The organism is Bacillus methanolicus MGA3, assembly GCF_000724485.1.
GTDB lineage: Bacteria > Bacillota > Bacilli > Bacillales > Cytobacillaceae > Bacillus_Z > Bacillus_Z methanolicus_A.
Genome location: NZ_CP007739.1, coordinates 1,754,970 through 1,781,375, shown reverse-complemented (window position 1 = coordinate 1,781,375; position 26,406 = coordinate 1,754,970). Strand labels below are relative to the sequence as shown.

The following is a 26,406-nucleotide window of genomic DNA, read 5'->3' as shown; positions in this document are numbered from 1 at the left end:
GTGAACAGGATTTTTTGTTCAAATTCTTATTTTTTTAAAAAAATATACGTAGAAAAGCTTGACGAAAAGTAATTGTTCTGATAGTATCTTCGATAAGAAATTAAATCCTACTATTTAAGTAGGAACTATAGGAAATATAGGAATAATACTGCTGATTGGACAACCAAAGGCGCCTGTGCTTACTCACAAGGCGTCTTTTTGTTTTTGGGAGGTGAGAAAGTGGAAGGGTGTTTGCAGCCGTTATGAAAGCAGAAGTCTTTGTTCGAGGATGAACTTTATGACAACATAATTCCTGTTTAACAACGGCCGTTATGTTTGCGAAAGTATTACTAGAACGCTCTGGCAGGAAATCCATACGAACTTTCATTCAAATAAAATTTCTGATAAATCAGAATGAATTTATGCCGATTGGACAACCAAAGGCGCCTGTGTTTATTCACAAGGCGTCTTTTGCCTTTTTTGAGGCAAAAGTGTTTCCGCCAAAAAATTTGACGCATTATTAAGGGGGAATACTTTATGTTAAAAGATATTTACAGAAATCCAGTCGTATTGACGGACAGCTATAATCCGTCTCATCACCGGCTCAAAATAAATGGAGATTGGGAAATTAGCCATATTTACAATCGCAAAGCAGGCATGATCTTGTACGGACTGAGGGAAATCGTTAATTCGATTTTATCCATTCAAATCACGAAAGAGCATGTCATAGAAGCGGAAAGACACGCCAAAAGGATGGGTATGGTCTTCCCAACCGAACTCTTTATGCGTGTCGTAGAAGAATTCAATGGATATGCGCCTATCTCGATTGAAACACTTCCGGAAGGGACTTGGTGCCCGATTGGCACGCCTTTTGCTCAAATACGCAATACCGTTGAAGGATTCGGTGAACTTGTAACGTGGTGGGAAGCAAACTATCTGCATGGGTACTTTCCAAGCAACTGTGCAACGGAAGCCTTTCACATTCGGAAATATTTAGAGGAGAAAAAAGAACTTTACGGATTCGATGATTCATTTTTCTGGCGGGTCCATAGCTATGGATTCCGAGCACATCGCAGTTTAGAGGATGCGTATTGGGCTGGTACGGCATGGAACCTTACGCTGCACGAAACCGATGATTTTCATACTTCCATACACAACCCGCATGCAGTGATTGGAGGCGTATCGGCACAGTCGCACAAAGTCACCCAGCAGTTCGATAACGAGTATGACAGCTTTATTCACGCGATTGATGTCACATATGAAGATGGCTTAAAGTTTGTCGCATTGTTGATCGACACATACGATGCTTACCGAGTTATCCATGAATACTTGCCATCATTGGGACGATACGCCAAAGAAAAAGGCATCAAAATTGCCATGCGTCCGGATAGCGGAGATGTCATAGATCAGGCAATTCAAATCTACAAGGTAGCTAAGGCGAATGACCTTCTTGATACAGTCAGTGCTTTTATCGGTGATGGAATGTCCTTTGAAGTGATGAAAAAATATGACGCAATTCTTGAGGAACACGGCATCCCTCTCAATTTTGTTGCCTATGGAATTGGCGCTGGATTCTATCAACATATGACCCGCGATACACTAAGCTGGGCGATGAAAACTGCTTACAGCAACGGTAAAGACCGCATGAAATTTGGAATGGAGCCAATCAAACGAAGCATTCCAGGCGAAGTGAAAGTGGTAAAAATTGCGGATGATCTTGTTGTTGAAACAGTAGATGAAAGTGAACGCGAAAGTCTGTATGAAGTCATCTATCACCATGATGGCACTGAAAAAACTCCAACGATCAAAATTGCAGACGAGGAACATTGGAAACAAGTCCAGGAACGGGTTCATAAGCAGGATGCCAAACAAGAACGAATCATCTTGTCGAAGGCAATCCAAGAAAAAATCGACAAGTTTGCGGAACAGTATCTTGCGAAGAGCTATTCAAGTTGAATAAATGCAATTTGAAATTTGAGCAGATAACATCGAGTGCTCTGCACCAGAGTTTGGTGCGGGGTGCTCCAAAAAAGGAGGATGTCAGTTGGTTGAGATAAATTTTCGCTCACAATATGGGATTATCCCTGCACTTGATTTAGAGTCGGTTGATGCCATTCGGCGAGTAGTGGAGGAAACATGCGAAGTTGAAGGAGTGGTGGGATATAAACTGGGAATAGTCGGCGCACTCCGATTGGGACTTGCCAATGCTGTACAGTCCATTCGTGAGATCACCGATTTGCCAATTTTATATGACCACCAAAAAGCGGGGCTGGACATTCCTGATATGGCAAAAAAATTCTGTGCAATCTGCCAGGAGGCCGGGGTAGACGCGTTAGTGTTGTTTCCGCTGGCAGGACCAACGGCAGTTGAAGAGTTTGTTGTACATACCCAGAGTCAGGGGTTATGTCCGATTGTCGGTGGTGATTTTCCTATGCCTGAGTACAAATTTAGCGGTGGCGGATATGTGACCGATGACGGACCAATCAGAATTTTAGAGCAAGCAGTAAAACTGGGAGTCAATCATTTTATCGTGCCCAGCACAAATCTGAATGGGATCAGACGAGTGAGTGAAATTCTGTCTGCTTCTGACCGTAAGACTGCATTATTTATGACAGGAATCGGCACGATGGGAGGAAGAATCAACGAAGCATTTGCTGCAGCGCCAGGGAGTTCGTGCTATGCCATTGTAGGCCGTGCAGTGTATGCGAGTGACAATCCAAAAGAGGCGGCAAAAATTCTAGGTTCAGAGGCTTTAAGCTTTGGATTGCTGAAAAAATAAAGGAGGATCTTTAACATGACTACGGAAAATAAAATTGCAAGTGATATAAAGCTTGATTTTTCTAAACTGAACGGTCTTGTGCCTGCCGTGCTGCAGCACGCAGAAACAAAAGAAGTTTTGATGGTTGGCTTTATGGATGAGGAAGCATGGGAACAAACCGTAGAGACGGGACTAGTGACCTTGTTCCGGCGTACCCTTGGCCGAGTCCAAGTTAAAGGCGAGGAAGATGGAAAGTTTGTAAACGTCCGGCGCATTGTGGTAGATTGTGACGTTGATACTGTATTATTGGAAGTTGTCCCGGAGTCGCCTGTTTGTCATTACGGTTATCAAAGTTGTTTTATTAAAGAGATTTTACCCAAAAAATAAAAAAAGCGAATGAAGAAAGGTAAACCTGCGAAAAATACGCAAAATGCAGGGGAAAGTTATTGCAAACTATTAAAAAACTATGTAATATTCCATATTAATAAAAAACCTCCCGCAAAAAATGTGGGAGGTTTTAAATGTAATGATTTGGTTAATTTATGTAAAATAGCTTCTAATTATCTGGGTTGCTGATAAAATAGATATAGAGATTTAATGTACATAACGATAGAATTTGCAATCATAGGAGCAGTGATTCGCAGAAATGGATATTTGAATACTCGTAGAATCGAAATGGCTAAATAAGTAAGATTGCCATTTCAAATAATATAAATATAGGGAGAGGAACTATGTCTTATAAAATTGTATTTTTTGATATTGACGGCACATTAGTCAATGAAGAAGCAAGAATACCCCAAGACACAATAGAGGCGATTAAGAAGCTGAAAGAACGGAACGTAGAAGTTTGCTTTGCAACCGGAAGAGCGCCATTTCATTTTAAGAATATCGCCGAAGAACTGGGGATTGATTCCTATGTAAGTTTTAACGGTGCTTATGTTGTCCATAAAGGGAAAGTCATTTTTGAACATCCGATTAAACCTTCAAGTTTGGAATTATTGGAGAATCATGCACGTCAACTCAACCACCCTATTGTCTATTTAGGCCATGAAGAATGCTATGCAAATGCCGACAATCATCCCCATGTTATCGAATCTTTCCAGTCTGTCAAGGTAGAGGTTCCAGGTTATCATCCGCATTATTGGAAGGAAGAAAAGATCTTCCAAGCTTTACTTTATTGCCAGGAGCATGAAGAGCATTTTTATCATGGGAAATTTCCCGACCTTACTTTTATTCGTTGGCACCGGTTGTCGATGGATGTTCTTCCGTCGGACGGATCGAAGGCCAGAGGAATCGAGGTCATGCTTAAGCACCTAAACCTATCCCCTGACGATGCTGTAGCATTTGGGGACGGATTAAATGATAAAGAGATGCTTTCTTATGTCGGGATGGGAATTGCCATGGGGAATGCCCATGAAGAATTAAAACCTTTTGCCAAGTTCACCACCAAGCACATTAACGATGGGGGCATACGATATGGCCTCAAGGAATTGCAGCTGATTTAACAATCTCTTATCCTAAGTTTCGTTATTCAATTATTTAGTCAACTTTTTCTTACATCATAACCCTCTCAAGTAAAGAAAATGAGCATACATGCCGCGGCCTTTTCTCGATATTCTATCGGGGAAAGGCTGTTTAGTTTTTCTTGAAACGAATGTGATAGTTAAAATGAATAACAATCTAATCGTCTGAAAAGCTTGTTTGCTCCTTTATGGGCACTATATACAGTTTCTCTGTCATGAGATGAATAAAAAATTCTGTCCTGCAAATAATTAAGCAGAAATTATTGCTGGCACTATAAAAAGGAGAGGATTGAATGGATAACCGTACAGAAGATAAGGAAGCAGCTGCTTATGATGAAAGTTTAAAAGGAACGTTTGTAAGTGTTTTTTTTATTGGTGCTGCCATTTTACTGTCATGGTTGATTATTTTTTATCTCTATACCGATAAAGTTTAGAAAGGGGGAGAATTAGCAAGCATATGCCTAAATACGAAAAGATCTGGCTAGCCGTCGGAATAGGATCCTTGGCCGTTTTTCTTATAGTCACAGGGATCATGGCTGTTTCGATGGGGCTTAATCCGCCTAACGGCATGGGGACGACAATAGAACCGGAAAAAGTGGAAACGACTGTTCCATTTAACAGACCCGGCCTGGAGAAAATCGGTCCGAACGAGTACAGGGCAACGATCATCTCCTATATATTCGGCTATAATCCAAATACCATTTCTATCCCTAAAGGGGCTACAGTACATTTTCAGGTCACAAGCAAAGATGTTGTCCACGGCTTCTTAATACCAGGCAAAATAACCAATTTGATGCTCTTGCCGGGACATGTTGTGAAATATACACAGAAATTCAATGAGCATGGAGAGTTCCTGTTTTTGTGCCATGAGTATTGCGGAATCGGCCATCAGGAAATGTACGGAAGAGTCATTGTGAAAGACAAGATGTAGGGAAGGGGAACGAAAAATGAGTACGGACAATACTACCGCTTTTACCGATTTCAGATTTGAAAAAAAGGATTCCAATCTAATTTTAGCACATATCGGATTTTCTTTTTTTTCCATTTTTCTTGGTGCTCTTGCCGGGTTGCTGCAGATCATGCACCGGAGCGGCTGGATACAATTACCGAACTGGCTGAGCTATTATCAATTGCTCACAGCACATGGGGTGCTGCTTGCATTAGTTTTTACAACGTTTTTCATAATTGGTTATCTATATTCAGGAGTTGCACGTACACTTGACGGAAGACTTACCCCTGCTTCAAGAATACTCGGCTGGATCGGATTTTGCTTGATGGTTATCGGAACTATTATGGCCATAATTACAATTCTAACTAATGAGAGTACAGTACTGTATACGTTTTACGCACCAATGAAAGCCTCACCGTGGTTTTACATAGGTACTGCTCTGCTGATTGTAGGCAGCTGGTTCGGCGCATTCGGAATCTTTGCAGCATACATTCGCTGGCGCAAGAATCATAAAAACCAATCATCCCCGTTATTTGCTTATATGGCTGTGGCTACGTTGATTTTGTGGCTTCATGCCAGTCTGGCGGTTGCCATTGAAGTAGTCTTCCTGCTTATCCCGTGGTCATTTGGAATTGTTGATCGGGTGGATATCGGCTTGAGCCGGACATTGTTCTGGTATTTTGGTCATGCGCTAGTTTATTTTTGGTTGCTGCCTGCTTATATATATTGGTATGTCAATATTCCACAGGTTGTCGGCGGTAAAATTTTCAGCAACTCTCTTCCAAGGCTGACCTTCATTCTGTTTATTTTATTCTCAGTTCCAGTCGGTTTGCATCACCAATTGAACGAACCGGGAATTGAATCATTTTGGAAATTCTTTCAGGTCGTTTTAACAATGATGGTTGTAATTCCGTCCCTAATGACGGCTTTTGCGATTTTGGCCACATTTGAACTGGCTGGAAGATCCTGCGGAGGAAAAGGGCTATTCGGATGGGTGAGAAAACTGCCGTGGAAAGATGCCCGCTTTTTCACTGCTGTAATGGGCATGCTCATTTTTATACCAGCTGGGGCCGGCGGTATCATTAATGCGAGTTACCAGATGAACCAGGTGGTGCACAATACATGGTTTATCACAGGCCATTTCCATTTGACAATCGCATCTACAGTATTATTGACATTCTTTGCTATTTCTTATTGGCTGGTTCCAGTCTTGACCGGACGGGTTTTCACGAAGCAGTTGAACAAGCTTGCCATCATCCAGGCAGTCTTGTGGGCAACCGGCATGTTCTTGATGGCGGGGATCATGCATATTGTCGGGCTTCTTGGTGCACCTAGGCGCACCAGTTACGCCACTTACGGCGGACATGACCTTGCCCATACATGGATGTCCTATAACCAAGTAATCGCTGCAGGAGGCGTCATCCTGTTTCTTGCCATCGTTCTGTTACTGTATATCTGGTTTAATTTGTTGTTCCTGGCACCGAAATCAGAAAAAACAATCGAATATCCGATTGGCGTTGTCAATGAACAGGCTGAACGCCCACCGCGAATTTTGGAAAGATGGTCATTCTGGATTGGTGTCTCCATCGCTCTTACCGTGATAGCATATGCCATTCCGATATATCATCTAATCATTCACGCACCGCCTGGATCGCTGCCGTACCGGACCTGGTAATAGAGGGGATGGTATCTCATAACTAAAATAGAGAGAAGGATTTAATCAATTGCCCTGAAGACATGGATTAAGTAAACCTGATAATGGCTACTGTTTTGATGTAAGAGGTTTTGTAAAATGAAAGCCTTGTTCGCTTTGAAGGATGGCTCTTTTTGCAAATCCTATTTTTAATTGTCCATTCATACAATTTCTTATTCAATAGAGAAAATAATTCCCGGCAAAACGTTTGACTCGTTTTTTATATATTAATAGTGGTAATATTACATTGGCTGGAGAGTATACTCCAGTTTCTATCTTCTTTTCCCAAAGTTTAGGGGAAAAGATTTAAAACTACATAATTATTTCTAAAATAATAAAAACCATTTTGAACAAGGGGGAAATCATATTGAACGTACTCGAAGTCATCAAATCTCGCCGCATTATTAAGAAATTTAAGCCAGAACCAATCGATGATCAATTGATCGTCACATGGCTTCAAGCTGCAAGTTTGGCTCCAAATCACAGACTGACGGAGCCATGGGAAATTATTTTTATTGGACCTGAAACGAGAGCAAAATTAAATCATAAAACAAATTTCGGAAATGCGCCTGTTCTCATGGCGGTATTATCCAAACATGGCGCTTCGGAAGCAGAGAGAGAGGAAAATGCAGCCGCAACTGCCTGCTTCGTTCAAAACTTTATGCTTGCTGCATGGTCTAATGGAGTCGGAACATTTTGGTCTTCGATCGGAGCAAATCCAAAAAACCGTGCTCTATTGGGTGTCCCTGATGATTATGACATTATTGGTGTTTTCGGTGTCGGCTATCCGGAGGAAGTGCCGGATGCAAAGCCACGGACACCGATTGAAACGAAAATAAAGCATCTTCCTTAATATTAATATTGCGGCCATTAATTACACTGGCCGATTTCGTATATTAGGAAAATAGCAAAAGGAGCCGGCAAACGTGATTGCTAGGCTCCTTTTTATCATTTTTTTATAGTTAGTCCTAAGAAAAAAATCACTTATTATTTTGGTTATGTTTCAAAATGTGCCCTATTTCAATGTTAAGGTTGGGAGTAAAAACTCATGAAAGTTTTCCTTCGAGTTTAGCATGGCGGAGAACTCTTATTCATATAAATTAGACAAAAATAAAGATATTTAAGATTTTTTACAATATTCGATTCTAAAAATCTATTGATATTGAATATCAAACTCATTATAATTGAGAATGAAAATCATTATTTTATACATATTTTAGGAGTGTTGATAATATGAAATATTATAAATTGCCTGTTGTATTATTATTATCCGGCAGTCTGTTGTTTGGTTGTTCTAAACCAAACAAAACTTCAACGGAACCGATAAAGGAAAAGATTCCTGCCGAAAAATCTCAGGTGGGTCTAAACCAGGTGGCAACTGAGTATCGAACGTTTGCTATTGCCGAGATGGATGAATTTGTTAAGAAAACAGAAGCGTTTGCCAACGCTGTAATCGCAGGGAATGTGGAAAAAGCAAAAGAACTTTATGCTCCGGCCCGCATGCATTATGAGCGTTCTGAACCAATCGCTGAGGTGTTTGCGGAACTTGACCCGAAGATTGATGCTCGTGAAGGTGATGTCCCTGAGACAGAATGGGGCGGTTATCATCGGATTGAAAAAGGTCTGTGGGTTGAGAACACGACAAAAGGCTATGAAAAATATGCTGAGCAGCTTATAAAAGATGTAAAGCTTTTGCGGGCAAAGGTTGAAACAGTTGATGTAACACCTGAACTTCTGATAACAGGTGCAGTAGATCTATTAAATGAAGTTTCAACATCAAAAGTGACCGGGGAAGAAGATCGTTATTCACATACAGATTTATATGATTTTGTTGCAAATGTTGAGGGTGCTGAAAAGATTTATGAATTGCTGAGCCCTGCTCTAAAGAAAAAAGATAAAGCACTCGCCAATGAAATTGAACAACGTTTTGACGCAGTGTACGCTTTGCTTGACAAGTATAAAAAGGGGGAAGGATATGTTTCTTATACTGAATTAAGCAAGGATCAAGTAAAAGAATTGAGCCAGTCGATCAATGAACTTGCAGAACCGCTTTCCCAATTAGGGATTGTGCTGGAGGGATAGACAATGACAGAACGTAACCAACAAGAAATGACATCACTCTTGAAGAAACAAGTATCCAGACGGGATGTTTTGAAAGCTGCCGGCATCGGAGGAGTCGGCATGCTGCTTGGGGCAACAGGAGTCGGAGGAGCGATTGCTCTTGCTGACGTGTTTCCAAGCTCGCAAAAAAAGGAAAATACAAATGATATCGTCCCGTTTTACGGTAAATATCAGGCCGGCATTACGACTGAAGTGCAAAACCATATATATTTTGCTGCATTTGATGTGACAGCAACCAATAGAAATGAACTTATTCAGCTTTTTAAAGACTGGACGGATGCTGCAGCAGCTATGTCAGAAGGCAAATCAATTGGCGATGCAACTGATAATAAATTTCTCCCTCCTGTTGATACGGGGGAAGTTGCCGGGCTTACAGCTTCGAATCTTACCTTAACCTTTGGCGTCGGACCGACTCTTTTTACAAAAAATGGCCAGGACAGGTTTGGATTGCAAAAGAAACAGCCGGCTGAACTAAAAGATTTGCCAAAATTTCCCCTTGATTCTTTAGAAGAGCAATGGACAGGCGGAGATATCTGTATTCAAGCATGTGCGGATGATTTACAGGTTGCGTTTCATGCCATTAGAAATTTAGCGAGAATTGGCCGCGGCAAAGCAGTACTTCGCTGGGGCCAAGCCGGCTTTCAGCGCACAAAGCAGGCAAGTCCGAAAAATGAAACACCGCGCAACTTATTTGGCTTTAAAGATGGAACGGTAAATCCGGATGTAAAGGATCCAGCTGAAATGAATAAGTACGTTTGGGTCCAGCCAGGTGACGGACCTGATTGGCTTGTTAACGGTTCTTATTTGGTTGTTAGGCGGATTCAAATGTTTATCGAGGTTTGGGACAGGACTGCTTTAAAGGATCAAGAAGATACTTTTGGTCGTTACCGTGATTCAGGTGCGCCCCTTGGGCAGAAAAATGAGTTTGATAAGCCAGACTTCGAAAAGAAGAATGACAATGGTGAATACTACATACCGAAAACAGCACATATTCGGGTTGCACATGGTGATGGAAGCCAGAAAATTTTACGGCGTTCGTTTTCGTATGCGGAAGGAATGGACGCAAAAACAGGAACGTTTGATGCCGGATTATTGTTTATCAGCTTTCAGCGCAGCATAAGCAAACAATTTGTACCAATTCAAGAGCGGCTTTCACAAATGGACAAATTAAACGAATATATCGTTCATCGGGGAAGTGCCGTGTTTGCATGTCTTCCGGGAGTGAAAAAAGGGGGATATATTGGAGAAACGCTATTTTCATAAGCCGTTTTTTTTTTTTCATAGGAGTTGATAATAATGTATAAAAAAATTTGCCTTCTTGCCTTCGTGTTTATTTTCACAATGGGTTTCTATTTAAATAAGGCCTGGGCAGCGGAAAATCTTGATGACTTATATATTGAAATTGGCGATGCCATCATGAAAACAAAAGAAGCGGATTGGGATTCCGTACAAGCTAACTTGGATAAATTTACGAAACAATGGAACGAAGTAAAAGATGCGGACAGTAAAAAAGCTGCTGTTGTCGATAAAAAATTAAATCTTGTGAAAAACGCACTCATGCAATCTGAAAAAGATGCGGCTGCGGTTGGCGAAAGCCTGACAGCTTTATCAAAAGCGCTTGATTTATACCAAAAAGAACAAAATCCGGCCGATCCAAAGAAAGAAAAAGAAAAACTGAATCAGCTTTTTCCATTCATCGACGAACTTGAAAAGATGATTCAGAATGATCAACTAGAAGAAGCGAAGACGAAATATCATCAATTACTATCAGCCTGGACTGCCAATGAAGTCATTGTCCGCACTCAAAGCGTTTTCTCATATGGTGAAATTGAAACCCAGTTATCTTTATTAAGAATTTCGCTGTCGCAAAACCCTCCGGATAGCGAAAAAGCTTTAAAGAGTCTCGAGGATCTTCGGACTTCGGTTGACAATTTTATGAGCGGTAAAAGTGTGAAAAAATCTGCTGGCACTGACTACACATTAGGTGATGTCACAGGGTTGCTAGAAAAAAGCGTGCAGGAAATAAAAGACAATAACCTGTCCAAGGCATCGGAATATTTAAACAAGATATTGATCATTTGGCCGGTGGTTGAAGGGGAAGTGCGGACAAAAGACTTCTCCTTATACAATCGCATGGAAAACGAAATTCCTGCCGCAATCAGTCTATTAGAATCCGACAATAAAGATGTGGAAAAGGCACAAGCCATTATCACCGAATTGTCAAAACGTCTTCATCTGCTTTCATCGAAAACAAGTTATACGTATATGGATGCACTGCTTATTTTGTTGCGTGAAGGATTTGAAGCTCTTTTAATTATTGCCGGCTTGCTGGCGTTTTTGAAGAAAACGAATCATGCGGACAAACAAGCATGGATTTGGGGCGGCGTCTTATGCAGCATCATCGCAAGCGCCATTCTCGCGGTTGTAATGAATGTATTTTTTTCAAAAATAACAGCTGCCGAAAGCCGAGAATATATCGAAGGAATCATTGGGATTGTTGCCGTTTTGATGATGCTGACGGTTGGGGCTTGGCTGCACAAAAAGACAAACATTGCCCATTGGAATCAATATATCAGGGACAACATCGGAAAAGCATTGGCAAAAGGAAGTTTATTATCCATGGCCATGCTCAGTTTTCTATCAATCTTTCGCGAAGGTGCCGAAACGATCATTTTCTATGCAGGAATGGCTCCGTCGATGGATTTCAGCCAGTTGATTATCGGAATCGGGATCGCCTTTTTAATTTTAGTTGTTCTTGGGATTGTTATTATCCGCTACAGTGCAGCAATTCCAATTCGGCCATTTTTTATGTTTGCAACAATCCTAATCTACATTTTATCCTTTAAAATGCTCGGAATCAGCATTCATGCACTGCAGATGGCAAATATTCTTCCAACACATTCATTGACTAATGTTCCCTATGTTGAACTTATCGGCTTATATCCTACCTTGGAAACATTGTTGCCGCAGATTCTTCTTATCATATTAATTATCGGTACGACAACTTACTTGAATAAAGCATCAGCAGGGGAAAAGTCGTCTGTGTCGAAATAAAGGTTGGGAAGAGGATACTTGATCTTAAAAGAAAACTATTAAGGGAAAGCAGCAACAAAATACACTATCAATTTCAAGTATTCCTCAAAGAATCCGAAACGACAAATGTTTTGAGGTGAAGCAGATGACAAGAAAAAAAATCACAGTAATTGGCAGTATTAATATGGATTTAGTAACAGAAACCAGGAAAATTCCACGAGCAGGCGAAACGGTTTTAGGCGATTCGTTTCATACTGTTCCAGGAGGAAAGGGGGCGAATCAAGCCGTTGCCGCCGCGCGGCTGGGTGCGGATGTTACTTTGATCGGATGTGTCGGCCAAGATGCTTTTGGCGAGGAGTTAGTAAAGCATCTATCAAATCAAGGAATTCACATGGACTATGTGAGAATGGTTGCTCACCAACCTACAGGGATCGCTTCGATCATAATTTCTGATGGCGATAACCGGATTATCGTTGTTCCTGGTGCAAACAATCAAGTATCCCCGGAATTGGTAGAGGAACATGAAAACATTATTGCAAAAAGTGACATTGTCTTGCTTCAACTTGAAATTCCACTCAAAAGTGTTGAAAAAGCTATTGAAATTGCAAAAAAGCACAATGTGAAAGTGATATTGAATCCTGCGCCAATCCAGGCTCTTTCGAAAGAACTTGTTCAAAAAATTGATTATTTGACTCCTAATGAACATGAACAACAAGAATTGCTCATTTCAGCTTCTGAATGGTCTGAACAAGAAAAAAAAGATTTAATGGCAAAATGTATTGTGACAAAAGGGTCAAAGGGTGTAATGATTTTTCAAAACGGTGAAAAGGAAATTTCCGGCTATAAAGTTGAGGTTGTTGATACAACAGGCGCCGGTGATACGTTTAACGGAGCTCTTGCCTATTCATTAAGTCTTGGCATCGAATTGGAAGAAGCTTGCCGATTTGCAAACGCTGCAGGAGCATTATCTGTCACAAAATTAGGCGCTCAAGGCGGGATGCCGACTAAACAAGAGGTGGAAGAATTTTTGGAAATTCAGAAAGAGCGAAAAGGGTGAAATCAGAGTTGCAGATGGAGAAAAATCAAAGAATCTATTCAAATTAAACTCTGTCTTTTAGAATAAAGCAAAAAGGTATAAGGCTGTCTCATAAGGGTCTGACCCCTTTCCAACATCATGTCCTATATATTGTGTTATGGGGTCTGACCCTTTGGCTTTTGAGACAGCCCCAAATTATTTGGATTGTTGATTAGTATGATAACTATTTTTTAGAAATGTAAAAAACAGCAATGTTAACGGCTGTGTTATTAAATATGCCGTTAATGAGTACCAAATTTTCCACTCCTTATAATGAAACACTTTAAATAAATGGGACACCCATTCAAATACTGTTCCGACTATGGACCATCCTATCAAAAAAAGCAAAATATAATAGCCCTTTAAGTTCCACTTTTCAAATTGATAAACAAACAGGTAGACAAAGGGCGCGTACAAAAGATAAAGCAAGTAGTCGAATAATTCATATTTTCTTGAGTCCATGATGTTGTAAAAATTAGTAATTGACGTTGCAAACAAGTGGTCTGACAAATTTGCAATAAATATTGCGAAAAGACAAATTAAAATGGTTAAACTTATAGGAAACCGCCTCGGTAAATACAGTGTAAATGCAATCATGATAAATAATGTGATAAGAACAAACCATTCATTTTCATCAAAAGATTTTGGAAGAGGTATCATAATAATTCCTCTTTTCGAAGAGTTTGTTTAAAAATATTTTTCAAAACGCCTATTATTAGAAGCATCGTAAGCATTCCAATGAATGACAGGCTTGCATTCCAGCCTTTGTATGAAAAAACCTCCCATTTTAGTAATAAAAACTCCACTGCATATACTGTAAAAAGATAATAAATTGTTAACATCCATTTCCTAAATGAATCCTTTAATGCGTAAAGAAAATTAAAATACCATACGGTTAGTATAGGGATTACGATAACTTCATACAGATGAAAAATGATGAGGTGATCTATTTTCGCTGAGAGTTCTAAAATTTTTGTGTTATCGTATAATACACCCATATAATTCATAAATACAATGTCAGTAACCAAAAACATAAAGATATTTTCAAAAAGATGCAAAGTTTTTTGAAAAAGAATAAGGCTAATTATCAAAATAATGGTAATATCAAGAAAAATTGCTAACTCCATTTCATCAGCTCACAAACTATTTATTCAAGATTTATTTTCTTCCTAATTTCTCATCCTGCCCTTATTTTGGAAAAAATAAACCCAAGGAGAGAGACAATGAACATAATTGATTTGCATTGCGATGTTTTATTAAAGCTTTCAGAATCGAAAAGAACGTTAAGGTTTGCTGATGCGCCTGAGCTGCATGCGAATAAACAGCGCCTTAAGCAAGGAAAAATTATGGTTCAGTGCTTTGCAATCTTTGTTGATCCTGAAATAAAAACAGATGAGAAATTTAGGAATGCCCTTGATCAAGTTGATTTGTTCTATTCGGAAGTGCTTGATAAAAATCCTGAAATGAAGCAAATTAGAGAGTGGTCTGATTTTGACTGCCTTGAAGACGGCAAAATCGGCGCGATGCTGACACTTGAGGGTGTCGATGCGATTGGCAATGACCTGTCGAAGCTTCATATCCTATACCAGCTTGGTGTTAGATCAATTGGATTAACATGGAATCATGCCAACTTAGCGGCAGATGGGGCAGAGGAACCGCGCGGTGCAGGTTTAACTTTGTTTGGAAAGGAAATTGTTCATTTTAATAACAAACATCATCTTTTAACAGACGTCTCGCATTTAAGCGAAAAAGCTTTTTGGGATGTGATGGAACTAGCTGATTATCCGATTGCCAGCCATTCTAATTCTCGGAAGCTTTGTGACCATCCCCGCAATTTAAAAGATGAACAAGCAATAGCTATGTTTCAAAAAGGAGGGATGATCCATGTAGTCTATCATCCTCCGTTTTTAAAGGAAAAGGGTGAAGCAGCCATATCGGATGTAATCAGACATATAGAGCATTTCTGTTCTCTCGGCGGTGAAAAGCAAATCGGATTAGGATCTGATTTTGACGGCATTTCCAAATTTGTCATCGGGCTTGAGGATGCATCAAAAAGCCAACATCTGATAAATGAATTATTAAAGCATTTTTCCGAAGAAGAAGTGAAAGGCTTTGCTTATCAAAATTTCCTAGATCACCGGCCGGGGATTCGTGCCATTGGGAAAAGTCCCTCATCCCTTTAAAGTATGAACGTGGTGTTAAGTGCGGGCAAGTCCATCAATCCTATTAAACATAAATGCTATTGAGGCATGACTCTAATCAAAGAATGAAATAGTTTTATATTTTTCGATAAATTGCGATTTTTCTGTGTTATGATAACAGTTGGAAAGTTGCAATCAAAAGAATTATGAATGTCTTTTAATACAACAGTAAAGAAAATAGGTGGTAGAGGGAGAAAAGATGAAAGACAATATAATCATTCGATTTGAGCATGTCACGAAACAGTATGACAATGATCCTCCAGTTTTGAAAGATGTCAGCTTTGAAATTGAAAGAGGAAAATTTTATACGCTTCTAGGACCTTCGGGATGCGGAAAAACAACGATCCTTCGTTTAATTGCGGGCTTTATCGAGCCTTCACAAGGCAATATCTATTTTAACGGGAAAATAATAAATCATGTTCCTGCGAATAAGCGCCAGGTCAACACTGTTTTTCAGGATTATGCGTTGTTTCCACATTTAAATGTATTTGAAAATGTCGCTTTTGGATTGCGAATAAAAAAGATGAAAAAAGCAGAAATAACTGAAAAAGTAAAAGAAGCTTTAAGGTTCGTCAATCTAGAAGGCTATGAAAATCGAGAAATCAGGGAAATGTCCGGCGGTCAGCGCCAACGAGTGGCGATTGCGCGGGCGATTGTAAATGAGCCCGAAGTGATTCTTTTGGATGAGCCGTTATCAGCCCTTGATTTGAAACTTCGGACAGAAATGCAGTATGAATTGCGTGAACTGCAGCGAAGGTTAGGAATTACATTTATATTTGTTACACATGATCAGGAAGAAGCCCTTGCTATGTCTGATGAAATTTTTGTCTTGAACAATGGAAAAATTGAACAAAGCGGAACACCGACAGATATTTATGATGAGCCGATTAACCGCTTTGTTGCAGATTTTATCGGGGAGTCAAATATTGTTTCAGGAAAAATGATTAAAGATTACGTCGTAGAGTTTGTGGGAAAGACATTTGATTGTGTTGACAAGGGCTTTAACCCTAATGAATCTGTTGAAATCGTGATCCGTCCAGAAGACCTGGAAATTACGGCGAAAGACCAGGGCAAACTTCAGGTGCGTGTTGATTCCTTATTATTTCGCGGCGTTCACTATGAAATTATCTGTTATGACCAGGATGGAAACGAATGGCTTGTCCATTCAACTAAGAAGGTGAAAGTCGGTGATGAAATTGGCCTTCATTTTGATCCAGAAGCAATTCACGTTATGCGCCTTGGCGAAACCGAAGAAGAATTTGATAAAAGGTTAGAAAATTATTGAGAGGTGCAGCCATGAAAAATACTTCCCGAAATTTATATTTGATTCCTTATGTTTTGTGGATTATTTTCTTCGTGGTTACGCCAATATTCCTTGTACTTTATTATTCATTTTTTGACATTGAAGGCCATTTTACACTAGATAATTATAAGAATTTTTTTACGCCGGTATATTTAAAGATGACGTTGAGTTCTTTCTGGTATGCATTTTTAATAACTTTGTTTACACTAATTATTGCTTATCCAACAGCATATTTGCTTACGAAAACAAAACATAGACAGCTCTGGCTGCTTTTGATCATTTTGCCTTCATGGATCAATTTATTGTTAAAAGCATATGCGTTCTTGGGTATTTTTGGTACATACGGAGCAGCTAATAGCATCCTTGAATTGATCGGCATTGGAAGCAAGCAGCTTCTGTTTACCGATTTCAGCTTTGTCTTTGTTTCGATTTATATATTTCTTCCATTTATGATTTTGCCAATATTTAATGCTCTAAATGAATTGAATCCGTCACTTGTGGATGCGGCCCATGATTTAGGCGGGTCATCGTGGACAACGTTTAAGCGCGTTATTTTTCCATTGACGCTTGATGGAGTGAAATCGGGCTGCCAGGTTGTCTTTATACCGTCTTTATCATTATTTATGCTTACAAGGCTGATTGCCGGAAACCGGGTTATTACACTTGGAACTGCAATTGAACAGCATTTTCTCGTGACACAAGACTGGGGAATGGGATCAACCATTGCCGTCTTCTTGATCATTGCCATGGTGATCATTATGATCGTCACAGGGAAAAGGAGGCGGGGAATAATATGAAAAAAATGTCGAAATTTTCAGCCGTGTATTTAACGGTCGTCTTTTTTATCCTATATGCCCCGATTTTCTATTTAATTTTTTATTCTTTTAATAGCGGCGGAACAATGTATCAGTTTGAAGGTTTTACACTTGAATGGTATAAAGAACTGTTCCAGGATTCCCGGTTGTTGATCATTGTATTAAATACGATTATTATTGCACTTTTGTCAGCGACAATCTCGACCATTATTGGAGTGGCAGGAGCACTTGCGATCGCTTATTCAAAAAAACGTCGTGTGAAAAATACGCTTTTGTCCTTAAATAATGTTCTGATTGTCAGCCCAGACGTTATTATCGGTGCTTCCTTTTTGATCTTATTTACGATCATTGGGATTAAGCTCGGATTTATCTCTGTCTTGATTTCACATATTGCGTTTTGTGTGCCGATTGTGGTCCTTATGGTGCTTCCAAAAATAGAGGAAATGAGTCCGACGATGATTTATGCTGCCCTTGATTTGGGAGCGAGCCGCTGGGATGTACTTTCAAAGGTTGTGCTCCCATATATTACACCAGGCATTTTTGCTGGCTTTTTTATGGCCTTAACATATTCGCTAGATGACTTTGCCGTTACGTTTTTTGTGACAGGGAATGGTTTTACGACACTGTCGGTTGAAATCTATTCGTTGGCGCGCAGGGGTGTGTCGTTAAATATAAACGCTTTATCAACCTTGTTATTTATTTTCACGATGATTCTTGTTATCGGCTATTATTATATTTCAAAGCGCAACCGGCCTTCTGGAATGGAGGTGCGAAAATGAAGCAGCTTATTCGGGCTTTAGCAGCGGTCTTACTTGTTTCTTTTCTTTTGCTATATGTTGTATCTAAACTGAATTCCGCTCAAGGGTATACAAGCGGAAATACGTTAACCATTTATAATTGGGGCGATTATATTGATCCGAAATTAATCGACAGGTTTGAAAAAGAAACAGGCATCAAGGTGATCTACGAAACATTTGATTCAAACGAAGCGATGATGACAAAAATTGAGCAAGGCGGCACAGCCTATGATATTGCCGTTCCATCCGAATATGCCATTCAAAAAATGAAGGAAGAAAACTTGCTGCTTCCGATCGATCATTCCAAAATTCCAAATTTGAAATACATTGATCCACGTTTTTTGAATTTACCTTTTGATCCGGGCAACAAATATTCAGTTCCTTATTTTTGGGGAACGGTCGGAATCCTTTATAATAAAGACATCCTTGGAGACAAAAAGATTACAAAATGGAATGATTTATGGGACCCTAAATTAAAGAATGAGATATTGCTTATCGACGGTGCACGTGAAGTAATGGGAATTGGACTGAACAGCTTGCACTATTCTCTGAATGATACCAATAAAACCCATTTGCTGGAGGCGAAAGAAAAACTTGACAAATTGACACCAAATATTAAGGCCATCGTTGGAGATGAAATCAGAATGCTGATGGAAAATAATGAGGCCGCAATCGGTGTTGTCTGGTCAGGCACCGCAGCAGAATTAATGGGGAAAAAAGATAACCTTGAATATGTGGTGCCTGAAGAAGGCTCCAATCTTTGGTTTGATAACATGGTTATCCCAAAAACTGCCAAGAACGTTGCAGCTGCACATAAGTTTATCAACTTTATGCTCGATCCAAAAATTGCTGCACAAAATACCGAGTATGTCGGATACTCCACTCCGAATAAAGAAGCACTGAAATATATGGATAAAGAAATCGTCAATGATAAGCGTTTTTATCCAGACGAAAAAATGACAGAAAGACTGGAAGTCTACAAAAACCTCGGAAAAAAAATGCTTGCCTACTATAACGAGCTATTTCTCCAGTTTAAAATGCATAAAAAATAGATCTCAAATAGTGGCCGGTCTTTTTTCTAAAAGGCTGGTCACATTTTTTTTGGCTGTGGTCGAACTATTTTTCAAACAATGGGCAAGCTAAGCTAAAAAGGAGTGGTGGAAATGAAAGTTTTTGTCATCTTTTTCTGTCTTCTTTTTTCTTTTGCAAATTCTCCATTGGCAGATACACAAGTTCAAAAAAAAGAACTTGCCATTGTTATTGATGATCTTGGCAACAACATGAAAGGAACGGAGGAAATACTTAAACTCCCGGCCACATTGACGGTTGCGATCATGCCGTTTCTCCCGACAACAGTGCAAGATGCTGAGATGGCACATAAATACGGTCATGAAGTGATCATCCATTTACCAATGGAACCGAAACGGGGCAAAAAAAGCTGGCTCGGACCCGGAGCGATAACAACCGATTTGAGTAATGAAGAAATTCGCAGGCGTGTTAAGGCAGCTATTAAAGATGTTCCTCACGCCGTAGGAATGAATCATCATATGGGTTCAAAAGCGACAGAGGATGAACGGGTTATGAGAATTGTTTTGGAAGTTTGCCGGGAAAACGGACTGTATTATCTTGATAGCAAAACGACGGGAAAGAGTGTGATTAAAAAACTGGCAGAAGAAATGAATGTTCCTTACTTGGAAAATAATTTCTTTTTCGATCATGTTTATACAACTCAGCATATCACAAAACAGGCAAGCATTCTTTCTAAGAAATTGGTCGACCATGAACAATTTATAGCTATCGGTCATGTCGGAGTGACTGGCATCAAGGTTGTAAACGTCTTAAAACAATATATCCCTGTATACAAAACAAATGCGAAAATTGTACCATTGTCGGAGCTTATTCCCGGATTCGAATTAATTGATAAAGGACCATGATCACACAAAAGCCGTCATTCCAAAAAATGACGGCCGATTTATTTATGGGGTCAGGCCCAGCTTGTCCCCATGAAAGTTTATGTCCAAAATTTCCACCATTTTTTGTCTGGTTTTTCTTCGTCTGCTGCTGCATTTCGAAAGCTCAAAATTAAATTTTGAAATGCTTCTTCTCTTTGCTTTATTTCCTCTAGATATTGTTCCCTCTCTTGGCTCAAGGTTTCGATTAGGATATCTCGGTCTTTATTAAGATTGTCAAAAAGATTGTTTATTTCGTGATTGGTGGCTTCGGTTGCCTTGGAAATGCAGTGGATTAAAGTTTTGAATTCTTCTGCAGAAGCTTCTGATGATTCGGAAAGACGGTTTGAAAGCAACATAATCTCTTCGGAAGTTTCTTCTGAAGCTTTCATAATGCTGCTGGAAAGGTTTTTGATCGTTTCAGAAGTGAGTTTTGAAGCTTTCGCAACACTGTTTTTCAAGGTTTTGAACTCTTCAGAAGTGTGTTCCGAAGCTTTTGATATCCGCCCGGAAAGCTCTTGAATTTCCGCTTTTGTTTTTTCATTTGATGTATAAATAGAGTGGGAGAGATTCTTGACAGTGTGAACAGAACTTTTTGAAATTTCTTTTTTCACTTCTTCTAAAATTTCTTTCCGAGCGGTATTGCGTATTTCACTTTTGATTTCATTTAATAAGCTTTCTTTAAATGCCTCCATAGCTTCCAAAAAATTATTAAATTCATCATCTGAATTTTCTGGATTTTGAGGAGTGTTGTTTTCAGAAACAGGAAGCAAAGAGGTTTCGATTGTTTCGGAATCAGGTTCCGAATTTTGATGCAAATGTTTTTGCAAAAGCTCTCGGATCATTTCTTTACTCAAATTTTTGTCGCGCATTTCCTTGATTTTAACTAATAAAGATATTTCTTGATCGGTAAAATACCTCGCTCCCTGCTTCGTGCGGGAGATGATAAGAAGTCCCTCCAAATCCTTTTCCCATTGTCTGATCGTACCCGGCGGAACATTGATTTTTTTCGAAACTTCTTTAATTGTATATGCTCTCATAAAACGGTTTTCCATGTTCGTTTTCCAATCCTTTCTAACACATTTTTGAAAAGAATTCAGTGTTTATGATTAATATTCATCATTGATCATCACATTTTCCTGCCAGCTGACAAAACCTATCAAAACAAGACGTGATTCTGCAGAACACCTGAAAAAATAACAAGATTAAGATGTATCCATTCTTTTTTATGAAATCAAACAGGCATCATTGTAATACCTTATTTATGGAGAAAAATGAAACGGAATGGGATTGCGATACTTGCCGGTTCAATATCAGATGGCAAAGATATTGCTGCTGCCGAAGCGCTTGGTGCTGATTTTGTCTATATGGGAACAAGATTTATAGCAGCTGAAGAAAGCTTAGCGAGTAAAGAATACCAGAACATGCTGATCGATTCTACCATTGAAGACCTCATTTATACAGATGCCTTTAGCGGTGTAAATGCTAACTATCTGATGCCGAGTATTTGAAAAGCAGGTCTTGATCCAGACAATCTTCAGAAAAAAACTGAAATTAATTTTTCAAAAATGAACCAGCCGGGTGCAAAAGCATGGAAAGATATATGGTCGGCTGGGCAAGGCGTTCATTCCATTAAGAAGATTCAGCCGGTTGTTGAAATTGTAAAAGAACTCAAGCAATCCTATGAAAAAACGCTTTCTCTTTTGGCTGCGAAACACCGTCAAAATTCGTAAGGAGTGAGATTTGACAAGAATAGTAAAAATGAGGCTTTCTCATAAGGGTCTGACCCTCTGGCTTTTGAGACAGCCCCATTTTTTATAGGTAATGGAAAATTAAAGAAAATAGTACACTCTAAAAATACATTTGTACGCCATGTGTAGAAAAAATTCTTGATTCTTTTCCCCTTTAGAGTAATAATAATGTTTATAATATTCAAAATCTAAAAGAGCAGGGGATGTCACAATGAAAGTAGCGAAGTTTGGAGGTTCTTCATTAGCATCAGGAGAACAATTTGAAAAGGTATTTAACATTGTTATGTCTGATCCAAAGAGAAAAATTGTTGTAGTTTCGGCACCAGGCAAGCGTTTTGCGAGTGATATAAAGGTAACCGATTTACTCATTGAATGCGCCGAAAAATGCCTAAAAAACGAAGCGGCTGATGATTTAGTAGAAGCCGTCATCGAAAGATATGCAAGTATTGCAAGGGAACTGGGGCTTTCAAGCAGAGTTTCAAATATGATTCGAAACGATCTTCTTACAGTGTTAAGCGGAGATAAAAGCAATCCTGAACGATTTATCGATGCTGTTAAAGCAACCGGCGAGGACAATAATGCAAAACTTATGGCCGCGTACTTCCAGCATAAAGGAGTAGAGGCTCGCTATGTAAATCCGAAAGATGCGGGCCTGATTGTAAGCGATGAGCCTGGAAATGCACAAGTGCTTCCTGAATCTTATGAACGGCTTTTTGAGCTTCGGAATTTGCCAGGAATTATTATTTTCCCTGGATTTTTCGGCTTTACAAAAAAGGGAGAAGTGGTAACTTTTTCACGAAGCGGATCTGACATAACCGGTTCCATTTTAGCGAATGGGACGAAAGCTGAGCTTTATGAAAATTTTACAGACGTTGATGCAGTTTATTCAGTCAATCCGAATATCGTGGAAAAACCTAAGGAGATTCGTGAATTGACATACAGAGAAATGCGGGAACTCTCCTATGCTGGATTCACTGTGCTTCATGATGAAGCTCTTATTCCTGCTTTCCGCGCCGGTATTCCTGTTAATATTAAAAACACCAATAATCCATCGGCTCCTGGAACGAAGATCGTTCATGAACGGACAACTTCGAATGGCCCTGTGATCGGAATTGCAAGTGATAAAGGATTCTGCAGCATTTATGTCAGCAAATATTTAATGAACCGAGAAATTGGATTCGGACGAAAAATTTTGCAGATTTTAGAAGAGTACGGATTGTCGTATGAACATATTCCATCCGGAATTGATGACATCTCGATTATTCTAAGAAAAAATCAGTTGAATCCAGCGTTGGAAGAAGAGATTGTTACACGCATTAAAACGGAGCTTGAGGCTGATGAAGTGAAAATTGAACGTAATCTTGCTCTTATTATGATCGTGGGTGAAGGGATGCGCCAAAATGTGGGGACAATGGCTAGAGCTTCAAAGGCGCTGGCCGATGCAGGCGTCAATATTGAAATGATCAACCAGGGATCCTCAGAAGTGAGCATGATGTTCGGTGTGAAAGCTGAAGATGAACAACGTGCGGTGATAGCCCTTTACAAAGAGTTTTTTGCTCCAGTTCCTGTAAATGTTTAGTTTCGAATTTGGGTGTGAAACACTTCCATTTTAGACGAAAATGGGTATAATTAAGTGTGAGTTTTTCAAAAAATAAAATAATTTTCTATTGACAGAAACATTGCTTCCTTTACATAATAAAAAAAAATGAACGTTGACGGAGGATTAGTATGCGGGTTCTTTGTGCGACAGAGAGCGGGGTTTATAAGCTGGAAGACTTCGCCGCATCAAAGCCGCAGAACCTGCCTCCTGAGTCCTGTGCAAAAACACGGGCGCTGACAGAGCGTTATCATGAAGAGCGGGATGCGTATGCATCCAATAAAGGTGGTACCACGGAAATGGAATTGCAGCCCTTTTCGTCCTTTTCTAAAGGATGAAAAGGGCTTTTTTAATGAGGTCCCAGAGGGCCAGACCCGCTCTTCGTTAATGTATTAAAGCGATATCAATCTCATTCACGCATCTTTCTGCAACAGGAGGAAGTCGATATGGATAAAAAACGAATTGTCGTTAAGATTGGAAGCAGTTCGTTAACCAATTCAAAAGGAGAAATTGACCACGAGAAGTTTTCAGATCATATTAGAGCCATAGCAGCTTTGCGAGCGGAGGGCCATGAGGTCTTAATCGTATCCTCCGGTGCAGTTGCGGCCGGATTTAAACGCCTTGGTTATCCGTCAAGACCTGTAACGATTAAAGGGAAGCAGGCTGCAGCTGCAGTTGGCCAGAGCCTACTAATCCAAGCCTATATGGAAAAGTTCGGAGAATTCGGTATACTTCCTGCGCAAATTTTGCTAACGAGAAACGATTTTTCCAAAAAAGAGCGTTATAGAAATGCATACTCAACAATTATGGAGCTATTGGAACGCGGAATTGTGCCGATTATTAATGAAAACGATACGGTTTCAGTAGAAGAATTGACATTTGGCGATAATGATATGCTTTCGGCGCTTGTAAGCGGAATGGTTCATGCCGATATGCTGATTATTTTAACGGATATTAATGGACTATATGATTCGAATCCAAAGAAAAACAGGTTTGCCAAGAGGATTAACATTCTACATGAGATCACTGATGAAATGATGGCTGCTGCAGAAGGGACAGGTTCCAAAGTGGGAACCGGAGGCATGCTTTCAAAATTAACGGCGGCAAAAACAGCCCTTTCTCTCGGTGTAAGAGTTTTTATAGGAAAAGGAAAAGGGAGCAGAAAGCTGCTGGATATTTTGGAAGGCAGAGGCGATGGAACATATGTCGGGAAAAATGTCATACCGATCAAGAATAGTAAACAATGGATTGCTTTTCACTCAGATGTTTCAGGAAAAATTTATGTAGACAAAGGAGCGGAGGAAGCACTTCTTTCTCACGGAAAAAGCCTTCTACCTGCAGGAATTTATAAAATAACAGGTACGTTTAAACGAGGCGACGTTGTTGAAGTGTTTGGAACAAATGGTTTACTTGGAAAAGGAGAAGTGCTTTATTCCTCAGAGGAACTGAAAAAAGTGATGGGCAAACGAAGCGATGAATTGAAAAAAGATACAGTTATGGCCATTGAAGTGATTCACCGTGATAAGTGGGTAAAAGCATAAAAAGGGAGGAAGTAAGATGAGTGAAGTGAAAAGAAAAGGCAAAGCTGCAAAACAAGTAAGCTATTCTTTGGTGAATTTAACTACAGAGGCAAAAAATGAGGCATTAGAAAAAATCGCAGTTCAATTATTAAAAGATAAGAATTTCTTGCTTCAAGAAAACCAAAAAGATATCGAGCATGGAAGACGTACAGGGTTGTCAGATGCAATACTCGATAGGATTTTGTTAACTGAAAAGCGGATTGAAGATATGGCGGGAGCAATTAGGCTGTTAATTGGTCTTAAGGATCCGATCGGTGAAACATTGGAGACCATTGAAAAAGAAAATGGGCTTTTGATTCAAAAGAAACGTGTACCGATTGGTGTAATTGGCATGATATATGAAGCACGTCCGAATGTTACGGTTGATGCGGCGACGTTATCGCTTAAAACAGGAAATGCTGTCATTTTGAGAGGAAGTTCTTCCGCAAAATTTTCAAACAGCGCACTCATTCAGTCGATTCATCAAGCATTGGAATTGACAGATATTCCAACGGATGCTGTCCAACTTATCGAAGACACAAGCAGAGAGACAGCCAAAGTACTGTTCCATCTCAACGAATATATAGATGTGTTGATCCCAAGAGGGGGAAAAAACTTGATTGAAACAGTGGTTAGAGAATCAACTGTCCCTGTTCTTGAAACAGGTGCAGGCAACTGTCATGTCTTTATTGATGAGACAGCTGATCCGTCAATGGCGGAACGGATCGTTCTAAATGCAAAAACCCAGCGCCCGTCTGTGTGCAATGCAATCGAGTCCCTTTTAATTCATGAAACATGGTTTGAAAGACATGGGGAAGCCTTGTTACAGGCCCTAGTCAATAGCGGGGTTGAGATCATCGGTGATCAAGCGGTCTGTGATGTCTTGCCTTCCGCGAAAAAGGCGACGGAAGATGACTGGTATACGGAATACTTAGCATTGACAGTCAGTGTGAAAGTTGTAAAAAGTGTTGAGGATGCTATTAGCCACATTAATAAATATGGGACGAAGCACTCAGAAGCGATCATTACGGAAAACAGCGAGAATGCATCGATTTTTCTTAACAATGTTGATGCTGCTGCAGTTTATCATAACGCATCGACCCGTTTTACAGACGGATTTGAATTCGGCTACGGTGCGGAAATTGGGATCAGTACACAAAAGCTTCACGCAAGAGGTCCGATGGGATTAACTGCTTTAACATCCAGCAAATATTTTATTTATGGGAATGGTCAAATACGCAAATAATTTAAGATTGATTGATTCGGAGAGAGAGGGCACTGCTTACCAATGTGAAGCAGTGCT

The 26,406-nt window shown here is 39.7% G+C and carries 26 protein-coding genes; 23 read left to right on the top strand and 3 right to left on the bottom strand.

Going from position 1 to position 26,406, the window contains the following annotated elements:
- Positions 1-516 precede the first annotated feature (516 nt).
- The 12 genes from BMMGA3_RS08655 (at position 517) to rbsK (ending at position 13,113) form a co-directional block, all read left to right on the top strand.
- Positions 517-1,935: a nicotinamide phosphoribosyltransferase domain-containing protein gene (locus BMMGA3_RS08655; RefSeq protein WP_004434404.1), complete on the top strand. Its 1,419-nt coding sequence runs from the start codon at positions 517-519 to the stop codon at positions 1,933-1,935.
- An 88-nt stretch (positions 1,936-2,023) separates the two neighbouring features.
- The gene (locus BMMGA3_RS08650) at positions 2,024-2,758 is read left to right on the top strand and encodes an orotidine 5'-phosphate decarboxylase / HUMPS family protein (RefSeq protein WP_004434403.1); all 735 of its coding nucleotides are present in this window, start codon (positions 2,024-2,026) and stop codon (positions 2,756-2,758) included.
- Positions 2,759-2,773: 15 nt separating this feature from the next.
- Entirely contained in the window at positions 2,774-3,124 is a 351-nt protein-coding gene (locus BMMGA3_RS08645; RefSeq protein WP_004434402.1) for a phosphoribosyl-AMP cyclohydrolase, read from the top strand.
- A 344-nt stretch (positions 3,125-3,468) separates the two neighbouring features.
- Positions 3,469-4,242 carry a Cof-type HAD-IIB family hydrolase gene (locus BMMGA3_RS08635; RefSeq protein WP_004434401.1) on the top strand — a complete coding sequence of 258 codons (774 nt, stop codon included), beginning with the start codon at positions 3,469-3,471 and terminating at the stop codon, positions 4,240-4,242.
- A 311-nt stretch (positions 4,243-4,553) separates the two neighbouring features.
- A complete protein-coding gene (locus BMMGA3_RS17900; RefSeq protein ID WP_185762544.1) occupies positions 4,554-4,694 on the top strand; it encodes a cytochrome c oxidase subunit 2A in 141 nt (46 codons plus the stop codon).
- A gap of 23 nt (positions 4,695-4,717) precedes the next feature.
- A complete protein-coding gene (locus tag BMMGA3_RS08630; protein WP_004434398.1) occupies positions 4,718-5,191 on the top strand; it encodes a cytochrome c oxidase subunit II in 474 nt (157 codons plus the stop codon).
- Between the two features lie 16 nt (positions 5,192-5,207).
- The gene (locus tag BMMGA3_RS08625; RefSeq protein WP_038502172.1) at positions 5,208-6,884 is read left to right on the top strand and encodes a b(o/a)3-type cytochrome-c oxidase subunit 1; all 1,677 of its coding nucleotides are present in this window, start codon (positions 5,208-5,210) and stop codon (positions 6,882-6,884) included.
- A 385-nt stretch (positions 6,885-7,269) separates the two neighbouring features.
- Entirely contained in the window at positions 7,270-7,755 is a 486-nt protein-coding gene (locus BMMGA3_RS08620; protein WP_004434393.1) for a nitroreductase family protein, read from the top strand.
- A 380-nt stretch (positions 7,756-8,135) separates the two neighbouring features.
- Positions 8,136-8,984, top strand: coding sequence for an iron uptake system protein EfeO (gene efeO / locus BMMGA3_RS08615; RefSeq protein ID WP_004434392.1), 849 nt, complete (start codon positions 8,136-8,138; stop codon positions 8,982-8,984).
- Between the two features lie 3 nt (positions 8,985-8,987).
- Entirely contained in the window at positions 8,988-10,286 is a 1,299-nt protein-coding gene (gene efeB, locus BMMGA3_RS08610; RefSeq protein ID WP_004434390.1) for an iron uptake transporter deferrochelatase/peroxidase subunit, read from the top strand.
- 33 nt (positions 10,287-10,319) lie between these two features.
- Positions 10,320-12,077, top strand: coding sequence for an FTR1 family iron permease (locus tag BMMGA3_RS08605; RefSeq protein ID WP_004434388.1), 1,758 nt, complete (start codon positions 10,320-10,322; stop codon positions 12,075-12,077).
- 124 nt (positions 12,078-12,201) lie between these two features.
- Complete coding sequence (rbsK, locus tag BMMGA3_RS08600; protein ID WP_004434386.1) at positions 12,202-13,113, top strand: ribokinase; 912 nt, start codon at positions 12,202-12,204, stop codon at positions 13,111-13,113.
- Between the two features lie 174 nt (positions 13,114-13,287).
- Here rbsK and BMMGA3_RS08595 read toward each other — a convergent pair whose 3' ends face one another.
- Both BMMGA3_RS08595 and BMMGA3_RS08590 read right to left on the bottom strand, forming a co-directional pair.
- The gene (locus BMMGA3_RS08595; protein WP_004434382.1) at positions 13,288-13,791 is read right to left on the bottom strand and encodes a hypothetical protein; all 504 of its coding nucleotides are present in this window, start codon (positions 13,789-13,791) and stop codon (positions 13,288-13,290) included.
- Positions 13,788-14,258 (bottom strand): hypothetical protein, encoded by a 471-nt coding sequence (locus BMMGA3_RS08590; protein WP_004434379.1) that lies wholly within the window; start codon positions 14,256-14,258, stop codon positions 13,788-13,790. The genes BMMGA3_RS08595 and BMMGA3_RS08590 overlap by 4 nt, the downstream gene beginning before the upstream one ends.
- Positions 14,259-14,354: 96 nt before the next feature.
- Here BMMGA3_RS08590 and BMMGA3_RS08585 point away from each other — a divergent pair, with 96 nt between their 5' ends.
- From BMMGA3_RS08585 to BMMGA3_RS08560, 6 genes are all read left to right on the top strand, one after another.
- Positions 14,355-15,314 carry a dipeptidase gene (locus BMMGA3_RS08585; protein ID WP_004434377.1) on the top strand — a complete coding sequence of 320 codons (960 nt, stop codon included), beginning with the start codon at positions 14,355-14,357 and terminating at the stop codon, positions 15,312-15,314.
- A gap of 217 nt (positions 15,315-15,531) precedes the next feature.
- Entirely contained in the window at positions 15,532-16,617 is a 1,086-nt protein-coding gene (locus BMMGA3_RS08580; protein ID WP_004434376.1) for an ABC transporter ATP-binding protein, read from the top strand.
- Between the two features lie 11 nt (positions 16,618-16,628).
- Positions 16,629-17,432 carry an ABC transporter permease gene (locus tag BMMGA3_RS08575; RefSeq protein WP_004434374.1) on the top strand — a complete coding sequence of 268 codons (804 nt, stop codon included), beginning with the start codon at positions 16,629-16,631 and terminating at the stop codon, positions 17,430-17,432.
- Entirely contained in the window at positions 17,429-18,229 is an 801-nt protein-coding gene (locus BMMGA3_RS08570) for an ABC transporter permease (protein WP_004434372.1), read from the top strand. Before BMMGA3_RS08575 ends, BMMGA3_RS08570 begins: the two co-directional genes overlap by 4 nt.
- Entirely contained in the window at positions 18,226-19,299 is a 1,074-nt protein-coding gene (locus BMMGA3_RS08565; RefSeq protein ID WP_004434370.1) for an ABC transporter substrate-binding protein, read from the top strand. The genes BMMGA3_RS08570 and BMMGA3_RS08565 overlap by 4 nt, the downstream gene beginning before the upstream one ends.
- Positions 19,300-19,410: 111 nt before the next feature.
- Positions 19,411-20,181: a divergent polysaccharide deacetylase family protein gene (locus BMMGA3_RS08560; protein ID WP_004434368.1), complete on the top strand. Its 771-nt coding sequence runs from the start codon at positions 19,411-19,413 to the stop codon at positions 20,179-20,181.
- Positions 20,182-20,258: 77 nt separating this feature from the next.
- On the opposite strand, the gene BMMGA3_RS08555 is transcribed toward BMMGA3_RS08560, so the two are convergent.
- Complete coding sequence (locus BMMGA3_RS08555) at positions 20,259-21,251, bottom strand: MerR family transcriptional regulator (RefSeq protein WP_004434366.1); 993 nt, start codon at positions 21,249-21,251, stop codon at positions 20,259-20,261.
- A 219-nt stretch (positions 21,252-21,470) separates the two neighbouring features.
- Between BMMGA3_RS08555 and BMMGA3_RS18645 the strand changes: the two genes are divergently transcribed.
- From BMMGA3_RS18645 to BMMGA3_RS08530, 5 genes are all read left to right on the top strand, one after another.
- Positions 21,471-21,707, top strand: coding sequence for an NAD(P)H-dependent flavin oxidoreductase (locus tag BMMGA3_RS18645; protein ID WP_004434364.1), 237 nt, complete (start codon positions 21,471-21,473; stop codon positions 21,705-21,707).
- A 57-nt stretch (positions 21,708-21,764) separates the two neighbouring features.
- Complete coding sequence (locus BMMGA3_RS18640) at positions 21,765-21,929, top strand: hypothetical protein (protein WP_004434362.1); 165 nt, start codon at positions 21,765-21,767, stop codon at positions 21,927-21,929.
- A gap of 229 nt (positions 21,930-22,158) precedes the next feature.
- A complete protein-coding gene (locus tag BMMGA3_RS08545; RefSeq protein ID WP_004434360.1) occupies positions 22,159-23,526 on the top strand; it encodes an aspartate kinase in 1,368 nt (455 codons plus the stop codon).
- Between the two features lie 464 nt (positions 23,527-23,990).
- Positions 23,991-25,085, top strand: a complete 1,095-nt coding sequence (gene proB / locus BMMGA3_RS08535) for a glutamate 5-kinase (protein ID WP_004434355.1) — start codon at positions 23,991-23,993, stop codon at positions 25,083-25,085.
- Positions 25,086-25,101: 16 nt separating this feature from the next.
- Positions 25,102-26,349: a glutamate-5-semialdehyde dehydrogenase gene (locus tag BMMGA3_RS08530; protein WP_004434353.1), complete on the top strand. Its 1,248-nt coding sequence runs from the start codon at positions 25,102-25,104 to the stop codon at positions 26,347-26,349.
- The last annotated feature ends 57 nt before the right edge of the window (positions 26,350-26,406 follow it).